The sequence below is a fragment of the Legionella sp. MW5194 genome (genome assembly GCF_016864235.1).
GTDB lineage: Bacteria > Pseudomonadota > Gammaproteobacteria > Legionellales > Legionellaceae > Legionella_C.
The window spans coordinates 1,905,443-1,919,453 of sequence record NZ_CP045732.1; the positions used below are offsets into that span (position 1 = coordinate 1,905,443).

Here is a 14,011-nt window from a genome sequence, read left to right on the forward strand (position 1 = left end):
TAGCCCTCCTATTCTCTTCACCCATCTTTGTGAGTTTTTCTGTCAATGGTTGTTATGGACTCCCGCCGGTAACTCTGAGGTTTATCCCCAGTCCATTGGCTCATAAAGGGATTAAAAATGGAGAGCGAGGGATCATGATCTGGCTGTTTCTGCTTTTTCAATGTCGCCAGTCCCAGATACTCCAGAATTAAAATATAAAACCAGCCGAGGTCCCATTCGTTTGATTGATAAGAAAATTTGCAGCTGGAAGGGTTACCATGGTGATTATTGTGCAACTCTTCACCCATGATGAACAACCCGAAACGCGTCAGATTATGAGAATTATCCTGGGTGTCAAAATTGCGGTAGCCGTAATAATGACCAAGCCCATTAATCACGCTCGCTTGCAGGATAATTTGCAAAATCATTTGCAGGAACCACAACGGAACCCCCCAGATGCCAAAAAAGGCGATATAGATTAGCATTAACACCAAGGGGCCTGCCATGGAAAATTTTCCATAGAGATGTCTTTCTAAAAAATCATCATTGCGAATAACACCCAATTGTTTGACGTTCTCCTCTGTCTTGGCGCTATTATAAATTTCTATCCCGGATAAAAACAACGTTTTAATGCCCAGGTTAACAGGGCTGTGTGGATCGTTTTTGCCATCGGGATCCTGATGATGCAAACGATGGATTGCTACCCATTCCCGGCGATTGGTTCCTGTCGCCAACCACAGCCAAAAGCGAAACAAGTGTGTGATCACAGGATGGAATTTCAAGGCACGATGCGTCTCGGAGCGATGCAGGTAAATGGAAATCGTTAGTAATGACAGGTGCACAGTAAAAAATAGAATAATCAAGAATGCCCAAACGTTGATGCCGATAAATCCTTGGGATAAAGGCGGAAAAACCATACAAACAAGCCAATAGATAAATACAAAAAGCAGAATACCAAGAACGAAAGGGAAATAGCTGGAATAATGGTTTTTAAACCAATGGACCACGTCGTTAATCAACAGCAGGTTTTTAAATTTTTCGAAATCGATTTCGGTGTCGATACCAATCGCAAGCTGATGCCGGTCAATGTCACCCAGAAGCGGTGGGACCTGTCTGTCTCCTATTTTATCCCAAACCGTTAAAACAGTGGCAAAATTCTTATTACAATGCGCTTTGGTATGATGTTGCAGATGATATCGGGGGGTAACGATAAATTGACATAAAATTCTTTCAAATTTGTCGTTAATTCTCACATTACTGTGGGAAAAGAAAGAAATGATCGTATGAGAAAAATTGATGATCGCAAACGCAAGAAGGCAAGGGCCAAAAATAATCACACACAGAGAGCGAGTTATCAGAAGGCTTAAAAAATCAAGCGGATGCAGGCGAAATGTGGTTGTAATATTGGGGGATTTATCACTGTGATGGATCTGGTGAAAATACCAGAATATATTAACCGAATGGCCGAGGCGATGATGAGTATAATAAATGAGATCCGATATTATAAACCAGACAATAAATACCAGCCAAAATGGAGCACCATAAGAATTAAGTAATCCTATGTTATTGATTTCACAGTAATAAGCAAGAAAGTAATTGCTAATCGGGTAAGCAGAAAAGATATTAATCAACCCAATAGACCAGTTTAGCAGACGGCGACGTCGAAACCCGGCTTTGCCGAGGTGATGTAATCTGGCAACATACTCCAACGCGATGAGAGAGGAAATAATCAGGAAAAATGCCAACGTTAACAGCAAATTATAAAAATCTAAATCAGCAATGTCATACTCTGTCATGATTCGGCCTGATAATACTGCCGTATCCCTGGCAAATTCACACCCAAGGTATTCATTTTTGAGCACACCGTCTAATTATAGAATAAATTTTTATGATTTGGCCGGATTTTGAACGATTACCGAAAACGTCTTCAAATAGGTTCCCTGCCAGTTAACCCGATGGTCCAAAGCAGCCCTGCTTTATCAATTTGCAGTAGAAATACCCCCTGCTTTTCAGAGCGAGCAGGAGAACCCGGGATACGGGCTGGTTGCTTGCTTTGCATCATCCCAATTTACTGTGCTTGCCAATCGCATTCTCAATGCCTGGTTTTTTGTTTGCTATAATTTTAAAAAAATCATGCCGAAATTTTTATGGATGAAAATAAATATGATTTTCGTATCATCGTCATTGACGATAACACTGAGATTCACAAGGACTTTATCAAAGTTTTAACTAAAACAGCCCAAAATGAGCTAGAAGATTTAGCGCAACAACTCTTTGATACGGCGAATGTCAATTCAGATAACCTGGTTTTACCCCACTTTAAAATAGACACCGCGACGCAAGGACAGGAAGGTGCCGCACTGATTGAAAAAGCAACCAGGGAGCAAGAGCCCTATGCACTTGCTTTTGTCGATGTTCGTATGCCGCCAGGCTGGGATGGAATCGAAACAATTAAGCACATATGGGCCATTGACCCAGACATTCATGTCGTGATTTGCACAGCCTATTCCGATTACAGTTGGGAAGAAACCATTCAAGAACTCGGTCACAGTGATAATTTTCTTATTTTAAAAAAGCCCTTCGACCATATTGCTGTCCGCCAATTAGCCTATGCGTTAACCAGGAAATGGAAATTATTGCGTGAGTCCCGTGTCTATACCAAATCGTTGGAACAGGAAGTGGAAAAACGCACCGAGGAATTACGGTATCAAGCGACCCATGATGCGCTTACCGGCCTGGCAAATCGGGCGCTGTTGCATGATAGGATGCAACAGGCAATTGCTGCCTATAAGCGTTACCAAACCAGCTTTGCCGTTGCATTTTTCGATTTGGATCGATTTAAACTGATTAATGACAGTTTAGGTCATCCCGCGGGCGATGAGTTGCTCGTGACAGTCGCCCAGCGTTTATTATCCGCAGTCCGCTCTTTCGATACCCTGTCTCGATTAGGCGGCGATGAATTTGTAATGATCATTACAGAGCTGAAGAGAATTGAGGATATATCAAAAATTGTTACCAAGCTATTACGCGTTATTAAAGAACCTGTGCAAGTGGCGGATCATGTTTTTAACATCACGAGCAGCATGGGTGTCGCTATCTACCCTTATGATGGCCAGGAAGCCGATGAATTGTTACGTAATGCCGATGCTGCAATGTATCATGCGAAGAAATTAGGCGGGGATAAGTTCCAGCTTTATTCTGCGAACATGAATGAAAAAGTATTAGAACAGCTGGAGCTTGAATCACAGTTGAATCAAGCAATGGATAAAAAGGAAATGATACTTTGGTATCAGCCGCAATTCCATATTCATACTAATAAACTGCAGGCGGTCGAAGCCTTAATTCGCTGGAATCATCCCACTCGCGGTGTACTGTTACCTATCGATTTTGTCCCTATAGCAGAACGGACAGGCTTAATCATCCCATTGGGTGATTGGGTAATAAAAGAAGCCTGCCTACAAAATAGACGGTGGCAAGAACGCGGGCTGCCGCCTATACGCGTGGCGGTCAATGTTACTGTTCAGCAATTAAATCAAAGCGATTTTGTCCAAAAAATTAAAACCATTTTGACGGAAACCAACCTGGAGCCTAAATATTTTGAGATTGAACTCAGTGAAAGCTCGATAATGGATGACTCCATTATCGACAAAATTAATGAATTAAAAGAATTCGGGATTGAAATTGCGTTGGATGATTTTGGCACCGGCTATTCCAATTTGTATCATTTACGGCATTTGGCCTTGAATCGTTTAAAGATTGATCGCTCATTTATTCATAATATTACTCGTAACGACGAAATAATCATTCAAGCAGTAATAGCCATGGCCAGAAGTTTGAACCTGGAAGTTCTTGCGGAAGGGGTTGAGACACAAAAACAGCTTGATTTCTTAAAGGGTAACGAATACAGCCAGATTCAAGGGTTTTATTTTAGCAAGCCATTCCCTGCTTCGGAACTAACAAGGTTATTAGAAGACCCCGATTCCATTAATGACATGTTAAGGAAAGCCAGGAAGGAATAATGATGACAAATAACAGGGCATTATTTATCGTATCGGTGGTTTGTCTTGGTCTCATGGTGAGTTATTTTTTTTGGGGAACTAAAACACATCACCGGTTACCCACTTATTTTACCTACACCAACGAAGAGCAAGCCTCTTTGTCTGGATTAGAGACGAAACAATCAATAACAGAAAACTCATTAAAGAAATGGGATAGCCTCATGTTTGAATTGATTAAATCAAATAAATTAGGCGATGCCCCAGCGTCTCGAATCTATGCTTATGTTTACACAGCACAGCGCGATGCCGCTTTTTTATCTTATAATGTAAAACAGCAATTTGCAGGTAATCTCGATGTTATTTCGAGCGACGTGCTCTGTTTGTTTTTTCCTAATGATTGCTCCAAAATTAAATTCCAAGTTAAAAGCGACGGCTACTCAAGTCAATTATCAAAACTTGTTTTAAGTAAAATCAACGCTCGTATCGCTCAAGATACCTCAGGAGAAAGGCTATTCACGCAACCGTCAGGTAAAGGGCATTGGCACGGAACAAAACCCTATTTTGGGCAGGAAGTGGGTTCCTGGAAACCCTGGGTTATTACTTCTGTAGAGCCCTTCCTACCCATAAAGCCGCCACCCGTGGGTGCGCAGGCCTGGCAAGCGCAACTTAAAGAAACAGAAACGGCGCTAAACGCCATTACCCCAGAACAAACAAAGGCTGTTGTGTTTTGGGCTGGGAACCCATCGACCATCACACCACCAGGAATTTGGTTAAAATTTGCCAATGATTACATGGAAAAAGAACAGCTGCCTTTGCCCAGGATGGTATTCGTGCGTTCGGTATTAGCCATGGGCATTGCCGATTCAGTAATAGCAATTTTTGCAGCCAAATACACCTATTGGATAAAAAGGCCATTCATGTTGAATCCAGGTTTACATACAGTCATGCCCACACCAAATCACCCGAGTTATCCAGCTGGTCACTCAGGCATTTCGGCCACCGCCGCAACCATTTTAACTTATTATTTCCCACAAAATAAATCAGACTGGTGGGAAAAAGCCCGGGAGGCAAGCTCAAGCCGTATATGGGGCGGGATACATTTTCCAATGGATGCTGAGGGGGGATTACTATTAGGTGAGAAGGTCGCGAATGCCGTCATCAACTCGCAGCCTCAGATCATGGATGCAAAATGAGCATTCGATATAAAATTTTGCTAAGTATGTTAATGGTTGCATTACTTTTCATTCCATTAAATGTTTACTTATTAAAACGTTTTGTTGATGTTAAACAAAATTTTTTAACCATTGTTGATAAAACAGTTCCTCGATTAGAGGCCCTGCTAACCATGCAAAATTTAACAACACGCATCGACTTGTTCATTAAAAATTTTAGAATCAAATTCAATCAGGCAACAATGAATGGTAATGCACCAAAAAAAATAGACTCTGTAAAAGATGAGTTTTTAGCCCTGTTGGAAGAGCTGGGAGAACAGCAGAACATATACAAAAAATATCAGATACAAACGACCAAAAAAAACGTGAAGAGGCTGAATGAGTTGCGGGACGATGTTATTTTGGCGGCTTTAGACGTATTCTCTGTCAAAGAGCAGAATAAATCCCCGAAACAATTAGAGCTAAAAGCAAAACACCTCGCCGACAAGGAATATGAGCTGAATGAATTTATAAAAATTTTGCTTTTTCAGGAATCTACTTTTTTGGAAGAGGAGCGAGAAGGAATAAATACCGCATCCCATGAGTTACGAAATCTAATTATTCTTTTAAATACCGTCATCATTTTAATCATCATTTTCTTAAGCCTTTTCCTAACGAAAGTGATATCAAAACCCATTATTCACCTTAGTCAGTTTGCCAATAACATCGATTATGACAATTTAAAGCCTCTTTTGCCTATTCTTAGCAATGATGAGATCGGTGATTTGCAGAATCATTTAAATAAAATGCTACAAAAATTAAATAAAGCCAAGGCGACTTTAATTGAAACGTCTCGCTCTGCCGGGGTGGCTGAAATTGCCACCAGCATTCTACATAACGTAGGCAATGTATTAAACAGCATCAATACATCGGTCGCTTTATTATCAGAACATATTAAACTGTCTTACGTATCGCAATTGCCCAAGTTGCTTGACGTTATCGAGGATAATAAAAACAATCTGGATCACTACATTAACCACGATGAACGAGGTAAATTGGTTATACCTTATTTTAAAAAATTGATAGGACAATTAACAGATGAAAAAATCAAAAATGAGGAAGAACTAGAAACGCTGAATAGAAATCTAACTCATGTTAACCAAATTATTGCGATGCAACAAAGCGCCAGCCGTCCTGGCTCACAGATTCTTGAACCCATTAATATTGATGATTTAATTGAAGAAATATTACTTTTATATGCTAGTCGTCTCAGAAAAGCAATGATTAATGTAGAACGCCAATTTCATCAAACACCTCCCTTGGTATCCGTTAAAAATAAAATTCAACAGATCCTTATTAATCTGGTAAAAAATGCGGTTGACTCCCTGACAATAAGCAACCAGACGCTAAAACGATTAATTATAAAAGTTGAACTGATGGAAGATAAAAGGCGGCTCCTCATTCGTGTTAGCGATAATGGGTCCGGGATTTCTAAAGAGCATTTATCAAAAATTTTCTCTTTCGGTTTTACAACAAAGCAGGAAGGCCATGGCTATGGTTTGCACAATTGTGCATTATTAGCCAATGAATTAGGCGGTCAGCTTCAAGTTGATTCTGCTGGTCCTGGTCAGGGCGCCACATTCACACTCATTATCCCATTCGAAGTCGAAAAATCCTCCTGATTAGCGCTTGCCCAATCCATAACCATTGATCTTTCATTATTTAGAAATAGTTATCTCGATCGCATCATCAACGAATTTTTTGATTAATCCTGATAAAAAAAAGGTATTATGCGGGCAGTCATTTTTGAATATAAATTACTGAGTTAAATTATGCCTCAACCCTTTATTATTTATAAATCCCTGCATTCCGGGAATTCAAGAAAAATTACCGTTATCCAGGGACAACCTTATTATCAATCAACAGGGGTAAACTCGGGGAATAAAGATCTTTGGTACCCTTTTATTATGATAAGAGGAACCAGAGAGGTCAATATTGATGAATTGCCGCCGGATTATAGCCGGGTTACATTCAGTGCCGCTATGCATCTATTAGAGGCTAATGTTCTTGTGAAATATGAAGCCTGCTATTTAATTCAAGAGAGAAAAAAAAGCGATCTCTTACCCAACGAACTCCATCAGGGTCGGCTCCCTACAAAATCCACACTCATCATGAGTTCTCGCCTGAGTGGGGGTCATGTTTTTGAATCCGCAGAATTAAAAGCCTACGGATTAACCGAAAGCGAAATTACAAGAGCCCACACTCCAATTGACTTTGACAGTCAAGCACTTGCCACCCTGACCCAGGTTGATGAAGTCAATGATTGGCTGATAACCCAAGGGGCCGTGGTTTTAAAAAAAATAGCCTGTCCCAAGCCAAATCATTTTGGTCCAGACAACGATTTTGATATCTCTGAAGAAAGCCATCAAAAAATAATTTCTACAATTAATGCCTATATCAATTCACGAGGCACCATGGAAGATGGCCAGGCCGTATTGAATTTAAGAAGCAGGTGGTTTCGTAATAACCAATTAACCAACAATAAAATGGATGAAGCGTCTTGCCTCCTCAAGCGGGTAAACTCGACAAGAAATGCAGAATTATTAATAAAAATCGTTTCAGACATGATGGAGATCGATTGTGACTTGGAAAACGCGAATAAGATAACCCATCTATTGACGACGAGTCGATTCAAAGCATGTTTGCAAACTATCCATGCGGTTTTAACCAACGAGAGTATCAGCTACAATCAAAATAAAAATCAATCCGAGTCTTGCCATGATAAAGAGGAGTTTGACTTTCCAACCGGGGCCTCATACCCCGGTAAAGTGAGCTAATTACTAACCACGCTCACTCATGCCCTGAGCTATTTCGATAACCATAACTCAGGGATGTGATTAAATACATTTAATCGTGCTTCTGCAATCTCTGGAGGAAGTTCTTTGCTTGACCAGGGTAATATACAGTACTTCATGCTTATTAATAAAACTGACTCGGAATGTAACACCCAAATCTTAAAGATTTATTAAGCAAACTGACTTGTTGTTTATCATCCTATCGCCTCCACTGGAATAATTGGAAGCAAACAGGCTTAATAAAATCCTAAGCATTCTTTGATAATATGCGCAACCATCGAAACAGGCTAAAAAAGACCACTATGACCTTTGAAGAAAATTTAAAGTTAGCAACGACGGTATTAGATGAAATTAAAAAAACCGTAACCACCTCCAATGACATTATTCCCGCGGTTGACCTCCCCGTCATGGATACCCAACTCCTCCCGGAATACATAAACCGATTTGGTATTGATCGGGTACAGGAGATGTTAAGTTATACGGACTATGCTGCACAATTAAGAGGCGACTTCAAGGATAGCACCCTAAAAAAACTGAAGCAGGACAAGCAAATTTCACCTCAAACAACCACTTACGTTGCGATAACCATGATGGGGGTTGGCGAATGTGCTGACACGAGTAATCTTGCCGTGGTGCTGCTTGCTAAAATGGGCTGTCAAGCGCCTATTCATGCCCTGGTCCTTAATGGCAAGAAGCCAACAGGCGAAGATTTTCTGCACATGATGGTGGTGATAGGAAACGGCCACATCAATCCCTCTGAACTTATACCGACGTTTAAAAAACTCAGTGACGATTGCGTTTTTATCGATCCGTTACTTGGTGTTGTTGGTCAAGCCAATAAAATCGATACCATCAAAGAGCAAATGGCTTATCTCACTGTTTTTTCACTTAAAAACATCGGTCAGATCTTTACGACAAAAAATTTTAAAGAGCAGGCTGAGCAAATCTACAATACTGCAAAAGCAGTGAGCGGGGAATGGCAAAAAACAATCCCCTCCTATCCAAAACCGGTTAAAAAACCAGCGGCATCAGAAGCCTTAAAAACAAAAAACCAGTTGACAGAATCCAAGGCCAGCAGCGCTGCAGGAACCGAATTAGGTCTGTTTAAATCAGATCCCCATGCCAGCTTATTAAAAGAATTAGCGTCATTTGAATCAGACCCTACGACAAAAGCCGCTTTCGATTCCATAAACAACAAAAATTATGCTCAGGCCATTCGTCGTATTTGTACTGTCAACAATGAAAAGAGCCATGGCATGTTGAACATTATTTTGAAATTCAGGGAAAGACTATCCATTATTATCGACGAGCAGGCTGGCGACAAAAAGCAAAACGCTTTGCACATTGCCGCCTCGCGCAATAATCACGTTGCCTATGATTTGCTAATTGCTTCCGGTGCAAAGCAGGACATTAAAGACAGTGAGAGAAAAACAGCAAGTGATTATTACCTGCCCAGACTCGCCTCATTAACTATCTAGAGAATGGGATGGTAAACGGGTTAAATGACAGGCATTTGATCATTACTGACGTTTAATTGCCTTGGTTGCTATCATTGTTTTCATAAATTTTTCGATTAAAAACCGTGGGGATGGATGCTCATCCTCATAGAAATGGTCTAATAAAAATCCCGCATTGAGTTGACTGTTGTCGTTTTAAAATTGGGCATTTTTGTCCTTCTTCTGGTCGCTGCCATGGGGCTCCTGTTTAATTGTCTCATGGACACTTCCATGGTCTAACAACCAATTAAAGGTCTATTTTAAGGGGTGACTCTCCAATCGCCCTCCTGTCCCCCATCCGCGGCGAATGCTAAAATAAAGAGAGCCCCCTTTCTACTTGAGCTTATCATGGACGCTAAACCCAATCACACCGTGCTTCGCATTGCCCTGGTTATTATTGGATTAATCTTTCTCTTTGGGGTGTACCCATTAACGATAGTATGGCCATCGGGATGGGCATGGCATCCGGTTGGGCAGAACGTCTATTTACAGATGATAGTAGGCGTTTATGCCACATTGGGTGTTTTTTTACTATTGGCCGCGAGAAATCCCATTCAGCATTTAAGTTTAATCTGGTTTACTGTTTGGTCCAGTGTTGTGCATGGTGGAATTATGGCCATCCAGGCATGGTATTACCCTCACCATGTTGCCCATTTGTATGGCGATGTTCCTGCGTTGTTCATGGTCGCGATTATACTCGGGGTTTTAACACCTCGCCAACGCCAAAGCACTTAAAGCATTCTTACGCCCTGCGAAAGCTGATACACCGGCAACTCGGCAGAGTTTATCCCTTTGTTATTAAAATACCTGCACAGACTGCTAATATATAGATGGAGAATTCCCGCAGCGAAAGTGATGCGCTATAAGCCCGGGATGCCGATTGAGATAATGAATAGGGTTGCCAATGAAAACGACAGACGTTGCATTAACCTATGAAGAGCTGACCAAATTCCTGGAGTACCTGTTTGCCGGGAGTACCCTGGCCGATCAAATGGCTGACTTTGGTCACTGTAATGGATTCTCCTGCTTATTCATGAATGCCATGCGCCAGGGCAAGCCAGGCAGAACCGATTTTTTCAGGCGGATTGAAATCATTAAAGAATTACTTGACATAAAGCACCAGACATCGTCTGTCAATGCATTAAATACCGTTCCAGAGCGCATGCAGGATCTTGTTCAAGAGCTCATTAGCCGCCTTGAAAACCAGACCAACAGCCAACCCCCTTCTTTCTTTGTGGAAGAAGACAGGCCGATTCTTGACGATTTGCTTTCATTTGCACACGAACTGGTGATTTATCAGGACCCTGCCTCCTTCCCTGCCTTGTTTGAAGGAGCGTCTAAAGAGCCTGCTGGCCAAGCCACTGAGCTTACCTATCCCTTAATGTTCAGTCCAAAAGAGTATAAAAAGTGCAGCGTCGAAAAATTATCCGTGGGCATCTACGATAAGAAAGAATTCTTCCTTTATTTTGAACGACTTCACAAGGCATTACAGGCAAAACCAGCCAACGGACAGGAATTACCCAATCCTGCGATTTCTTTTTTAATGGGTACCACTACGCATTCCATTAGCATCAGCTATGACACAACCACCCACACATGGTTTATGGCCAACAGCGAGGATATAAAAAAGGAATTCCTCATTGATGGAACGAAGGATACAGGGCAACTTGCAAAATGGGTTTATAACGCGCTGGTAAGGAAAGACATCGATGAGTCCATTGCTTTTTCCTCAACACTTTTTGCTGATACAACAACCGTCGAGGCAATAAAAGAAACCCTCAGAAAAGATGCCATATGGCAAGCCATTCATGATCCCACAAGAAAAAACTGCAGCAAGCTGGTCAGTTATAACGAGGTACAATTACTGCATATTCTGGTTTCGGAGGCTGAGTTAAGCACGATTGCACACCTTCTTGAGTATGCAAAAAAACAATCAACACAGACGAATGTCCCCTCTTTTTTTAATACAACCCATTTCCTGGATCACCTCCTGAACGCCCAGGATAAATTTGGGTATACACCCTTGATGTTTGCCATCGATAAAGCCGATCTCGAACGCGTCGAGTTACTGCTTAACTACCGTCCTGATTTAAATTTAAAAAACAAAGGCACTGAGCAAGGCGAAGGCCAAACGGCTCTTGAATTAGCCCAACATAACCTGAAACACTATCTGGACAGCGGCGGGAACAATAAGCAACTCATTGAATCGTATTCAAAAATAATCGATACGCTGGAAAATCATCTGAAATTTAACCCGCTGATTAATAAAAAAAATTAAATTGACTGACACAGCGAAAGCGATACGTTCCGAGTTGTCATTGCCATGGAGTGGAATACCTCAACGCTTAGGCTGCATTGAGGACGCCTGCTCCTCAATGTCGCTAATTTGAGTCTCCGATGCGGTTTTCCTATTAAAAATATCCCAGGCCCTTTGTTTGTATTCATCCGATTTTCCCTGAACCTCTGCCATCGCAAAGCCTATACCTAAGTAGCGTAAAACAAAATTACCAATGCTGGCTAAAATCTCCCCCGGTCCGCGACTTCTTTTTAGAACCTCATTGCCTGGGCTTTTTAAAATACCGTTTATATTGTCATTAAAGGATTCTAATGATTGATGAGAATAATGACTCTGGTCGCGAAAATGATCACACCGCTCATCCAGTTGTTTGGACGTACTCAGGCAGGCCTCCGCTTTCCTGAAATTCAATGTACGCTTGTCTTCAGGATCCATTACTCTTTTGGCGGTTGTAATCGCGTGCTCTAACTGATTTAGGGCGAACGAATCCCGCTTATAAGAGGCCAGTGCTTTTTCCAGGGCTGTATGGGCGGTTGGGTCAGTCGTTAGTTTAAGCAGTTTTTCTACACCCATTATGCGAAGATCTTTGCTTTTGTCCTTAATTTTCTCCAGAAAATCCATTTTTTGCCGCTCAACCAAAAAGGTGTAGGAGTCGAAATAATAAAAAGACATGAACGGAGCATTATTCATCCTGTAGATCATCGTATTTTTATCGGTGTTCTCATAATCGATTGCCAAGGGCTTCAAAACCTTGTTGTCTGTTACTTCCGCATACCGTTTGACAATGGCGTTTGCAACATCGAGTCTGCCCTCTGCGACAGCATAGTCAAACAGGTGATACCCTTTGGTTACCCCAAGATTTCCTTTCTCCAACTCCTCTTTACTCAGGCCTTTAACCAATTGAATCGCGGCGGTATCCTGTTCATTGGCAATGCATTTAAAGGCTTTTACTAATGCTGTAGTCACAATCATCTCGTTCTCATACCCTTCCTATTTCTATAATAGATTAATCTATGCATTTTTTGTTCAATATCATGCCTTATTTACACAGTCTTGGCACTGTTTTACGTTTAATTTATACTTCTATCCTCTTCTCTCTACGAGATAATATGAAAACGGCTCACCTCGTTCTGGTATTAATCCTTACACTTCCTGATGTATTAATGGCCTCTCCGGATACCTGTGTGAGTAATCCCCGCACCCAGGAGAGCGCTTCACAGGAATTGCAGCAACTGGCACGCGATGACCAGGCCGACCGCGATGATTGGGAAAACATGACCGATGAACAGCGGGAGCAAATGGGCATTCGTGATCTGCAACGGAGGCAACGGGTAGGAGCCTTGTTTGGCGCCGGGTGCCTAAAGACCAGTTATGATTACCTGGCGGCGTCATTAATTTATCAACACGGTGATGTGCCTGACCATTATTATCAGGCCTATCTTTGGGCTAAACGAGCGATTGATTCTGGTGAGACAGACGCAAAATCAATGATTGCTCTAACCATTGACCGCTATCTGGTCAGCATCAATCACAAGCAACTGTTCGGAAGCCAACTGTTTATCAAGCACATTAGCAACCTGTGTGGCTGCCTTGAGCCGATTGAAGAGGATTTCCCGGATGAAAAACGCATTCAATGGAGTGGTTTAAGCTTAAAGGATCGATATGACCAGTTGCAGGCATTTAATGAAGGGAAAAATTGCGGCTCCTCCTTCATTTGCCCCCACGATCTGTTACCAACCGCTGAAGGCACTTTTTCGGGGATATGGTAATTTTATAATGCCTTCAGTCTTGGTTAGGCCGGGATTGGTTATACTTGGCATGACTCATGGCTTTCAGGCGCGACCCCATGAAAATAGCAGTCATTTTCGCGAATGTAGAATACACCAACATTCCTTTTGGCTAATTCCACCTCATCCGTGTCAATAAACCAGAAGGAGGAAGCAAACCTTCTGGTTTCATGAGGGATCACATGTCGCTTTAAATTCTTCAGACACTTCGAAATCGGCTGGGGTTACACGATTTAAGGTTCTGGCAAAAACAAAGGCATCCCATCCCTGTAAAGACGGCTAGCTCTTTTTCCTGAAACACAAGCGCTATGGCCGCATGAGGATAGCTTTTCTATGATTAATGTTTCTAAAAACACCAGCCATCGTTCTCTATCGACTAATGTCCCTTGAGATGGACTTGCATCGCTTTGGATTTCAAATTTTTCTTTGGCCATTCACTATTCCTGGGT

At 41.7% G+C, this 14,011-nt stretch carries 11 protein-coding genes; 8 read left to right on the top strand and 3 right to left on the bottom strand.

Features of this window, described 5'->3' with window-relative positions; all coding sequences use genetic code 11:
• Nucleotides 1–17: 17 nt before the first annotated feature.
• Nucleotides 18–1,841, bottom strand: a complete 1,824-nt coding sequence (locus GH742_RS08970) for a sterol desaturase family protein (RefSeq protein WP_203454562.1) — start codon at nt 1,839–1,841, stop codon at nt 18–20.
• A 285-nt stretch (nt 1,842–2,126) separates the two neighbouring features.
• Here GH742_RS08970 and GH742_RS08975 point away from each other — a divergent pair, with 285 nt between their 5' ends.
• The 7 genes from GH742_RS08975 to GH742_RS09005 all read left to right on the top strand — a co-directional run bounded on the left by GH742_RS08975 (nt 2,127) and on the right by GH742_RS09005 (nt 11,757).
• Entirely contained in the window at nt 2,127–3,998 is a 1,872-nt protein-coding gene (locus GH742_RS08975; protein ID WP_203454564.1) for an EAL domain-containing protein, read from the top strand.
• Nucleotides 3,998–5,170: a phosphatase PAP2 family protein gene (locus tag GH742_RS08980; protein ID WP_203454571.1), complete on the top strand. Its 1,173-nt coding sequence runs from the start codon at nt 3,998–4,000 to the stop codon at nt 5,168–5,170. The genes GH742_RS08975 and GH742_RS08980 overlap by 1 nt, the downstream gene beginning before the upstream one ends.
• A complete protein-coding gene (locus GH742_RS08985; protein ID WP_203454573.1) occupies nt 5,167–6,810 on the top strand; it encodes an ATP-binding protein in 1,644 nt (547 codons plus the stop codon). The genes GH742_RS08980 and GH742_RS08985 overlap by 4 nt, the downstream gene beginning before the upstream one ends.
• A gap of 150 nt (nt 6,811–6,960) precedes the next feature.
• Nucleotides 6,961–7,965, top strand: a complete 1,005-nt coding sequence (locus tag GH742_RS08990) for a hypothetical protein (protein WP_203454575.1) — start codon at nt 6,961–6,963, stop codon at nt 7,963–7,965.
• 320 nt (nt 7,966–8,285) lie between these two features.
• Nucleotides 8,286–9,461, top strand: coding sequence for a hypothetical protein (locus tag GH742_RS08995; protein WP_203454577.1), 1,176 nt, complete (start codon nt 8,286–8,288; stop codon nt 9,459–9,461).
• Nucleotides 9,462–9,827: 366 nt separating this feature from the next.
• A complete protein-coding gene (locus GH742_RS09000; RefSeq protein ID WP_203454578.1) occupies nt 9,828–10,214 on the top strand; it encodes a DUF6632 domain-containing protein in 387 nt (128 codons plus the stop codon).
• 169 nt (nt 10,215–10,383) lie between these two features.
• On the top strand, nt 10,384–11,757 hold the full coding sequence (locus GH742_RS09005; protein WP_203454588.1) for an ankyrin repeat domain-containing protein: 1,374 nt from the start codon (nt 10,384–10,386) through the stop codon (nt 11,755–11,757).
• 60 nt (nt 11,758–11,817) lie between these two features.
• Here the strand turns inward: GH742_RS09005 and GH742_RS09010 are convergent, their stop codons facing one another.
• Nucleotides 11,818–12,741 carry a hypothetical protein gene (locus GH742_RS09010; RefSeq protein WP_203454590.1) on the bottom strand — a complete coding sequence of 308 codons (924 nt, stop codon included), beginning with the start codon at nt 12,739–12,741 and terminating at the stop codon, nt 11,818–11,820.
• A 68-nt stretch (nt 12,742–12,809) separates the two neighbouring features.
• On the opposite strand from GH742_RS09010, the gene GH742_RS09015 reads away from it, so the two are divergent.
• Nucleotides 12,810–13,544: a hypothetical protein gene (locus GH742_RS09015; protein ID WP_203454592.1), complete on the top strand. Its 735-nt coding sequence runs from the start codon at nt 12,810–12,812 to the stop codon at nt 13,542–13,544.
• Between the two features lie 251 nt (nt 13,545–13,795).
• Here the strand turns inward: GH742_RS09015 and GH742_RS09020 are convergent, their stop codons facing one another.
• Complete coding sequence (locus GH742_RS09020) at nt 13,796–13,996, bottom strand: hypothetical protein (RefSeq protein WP_203454593.1); 201 nt, start codon at nt 13,994–13,996, stop codon at nt 13,796–13,798.
• Nucleotides 13,997–14,011: the final 15 nt, after the last annotated feature.

Coding starts and splice junctions, on each gene's coding strand:
- GH742_RS09000 (WP_203454578.1), top strand. CDS start 9,828: ATGGACGCTAAACCCAATCACACCGTGCTTCGCATTGCCCTGGTTATT.
- GH742_RS08995 (WP_203454577.1), top strand. CDS start 8,286: ATGACCTTTGAAGAAAATTTAAAGTTAGCAACGACGGTATTAGATGAA.
- GH742_RS09005 (WP_203454588.1), top strand. CDS start 10,384: ATGAAAACGACAGACGTTGCATTAACCTATGAAGAGCTGACCAAATTC.
- GH742_RS08980 (WP_203454571.1), top strand. CDS start 3,998: ATGATGACAAATAACAGGGCATTATTTATCGTATCGGTGGTTTGTCTT.
- GH742_RS09015 (WP_203454592.1), top strand. CDS start 12,810: ATGCCTTATTTACACAGTCTTGGCACTGTTTTACGTTTAATTTATACT.
- GH742_RS09020 (WP_203454593.1), bottom strand. CDS start 13,996: ATGGCCAAAGAAAAATTTGAAATCCAAAGCGATGCAAGTCCATCTCAA.
- GH742_RS08975 (WP_203454564.1), top strand. CDS start 2,127: ATGGATGAAAATAAATATGATTTTCGTATCATCGTCATTGACGATAAC.
- GH742_RS08990 (WP_203454575.1), top strand. CDS start 6,961: ATGCCTCAACCCTTTATTATTTATAAATCCCTGCATTCCGGGAATTCA.
- GH742_RS08985 (WP_203454573.1), top strand. CDS start 5,167: ATGAGCATTCGATATAAAATTTTGCTAAGTATGTTAATGGTTGCATTA.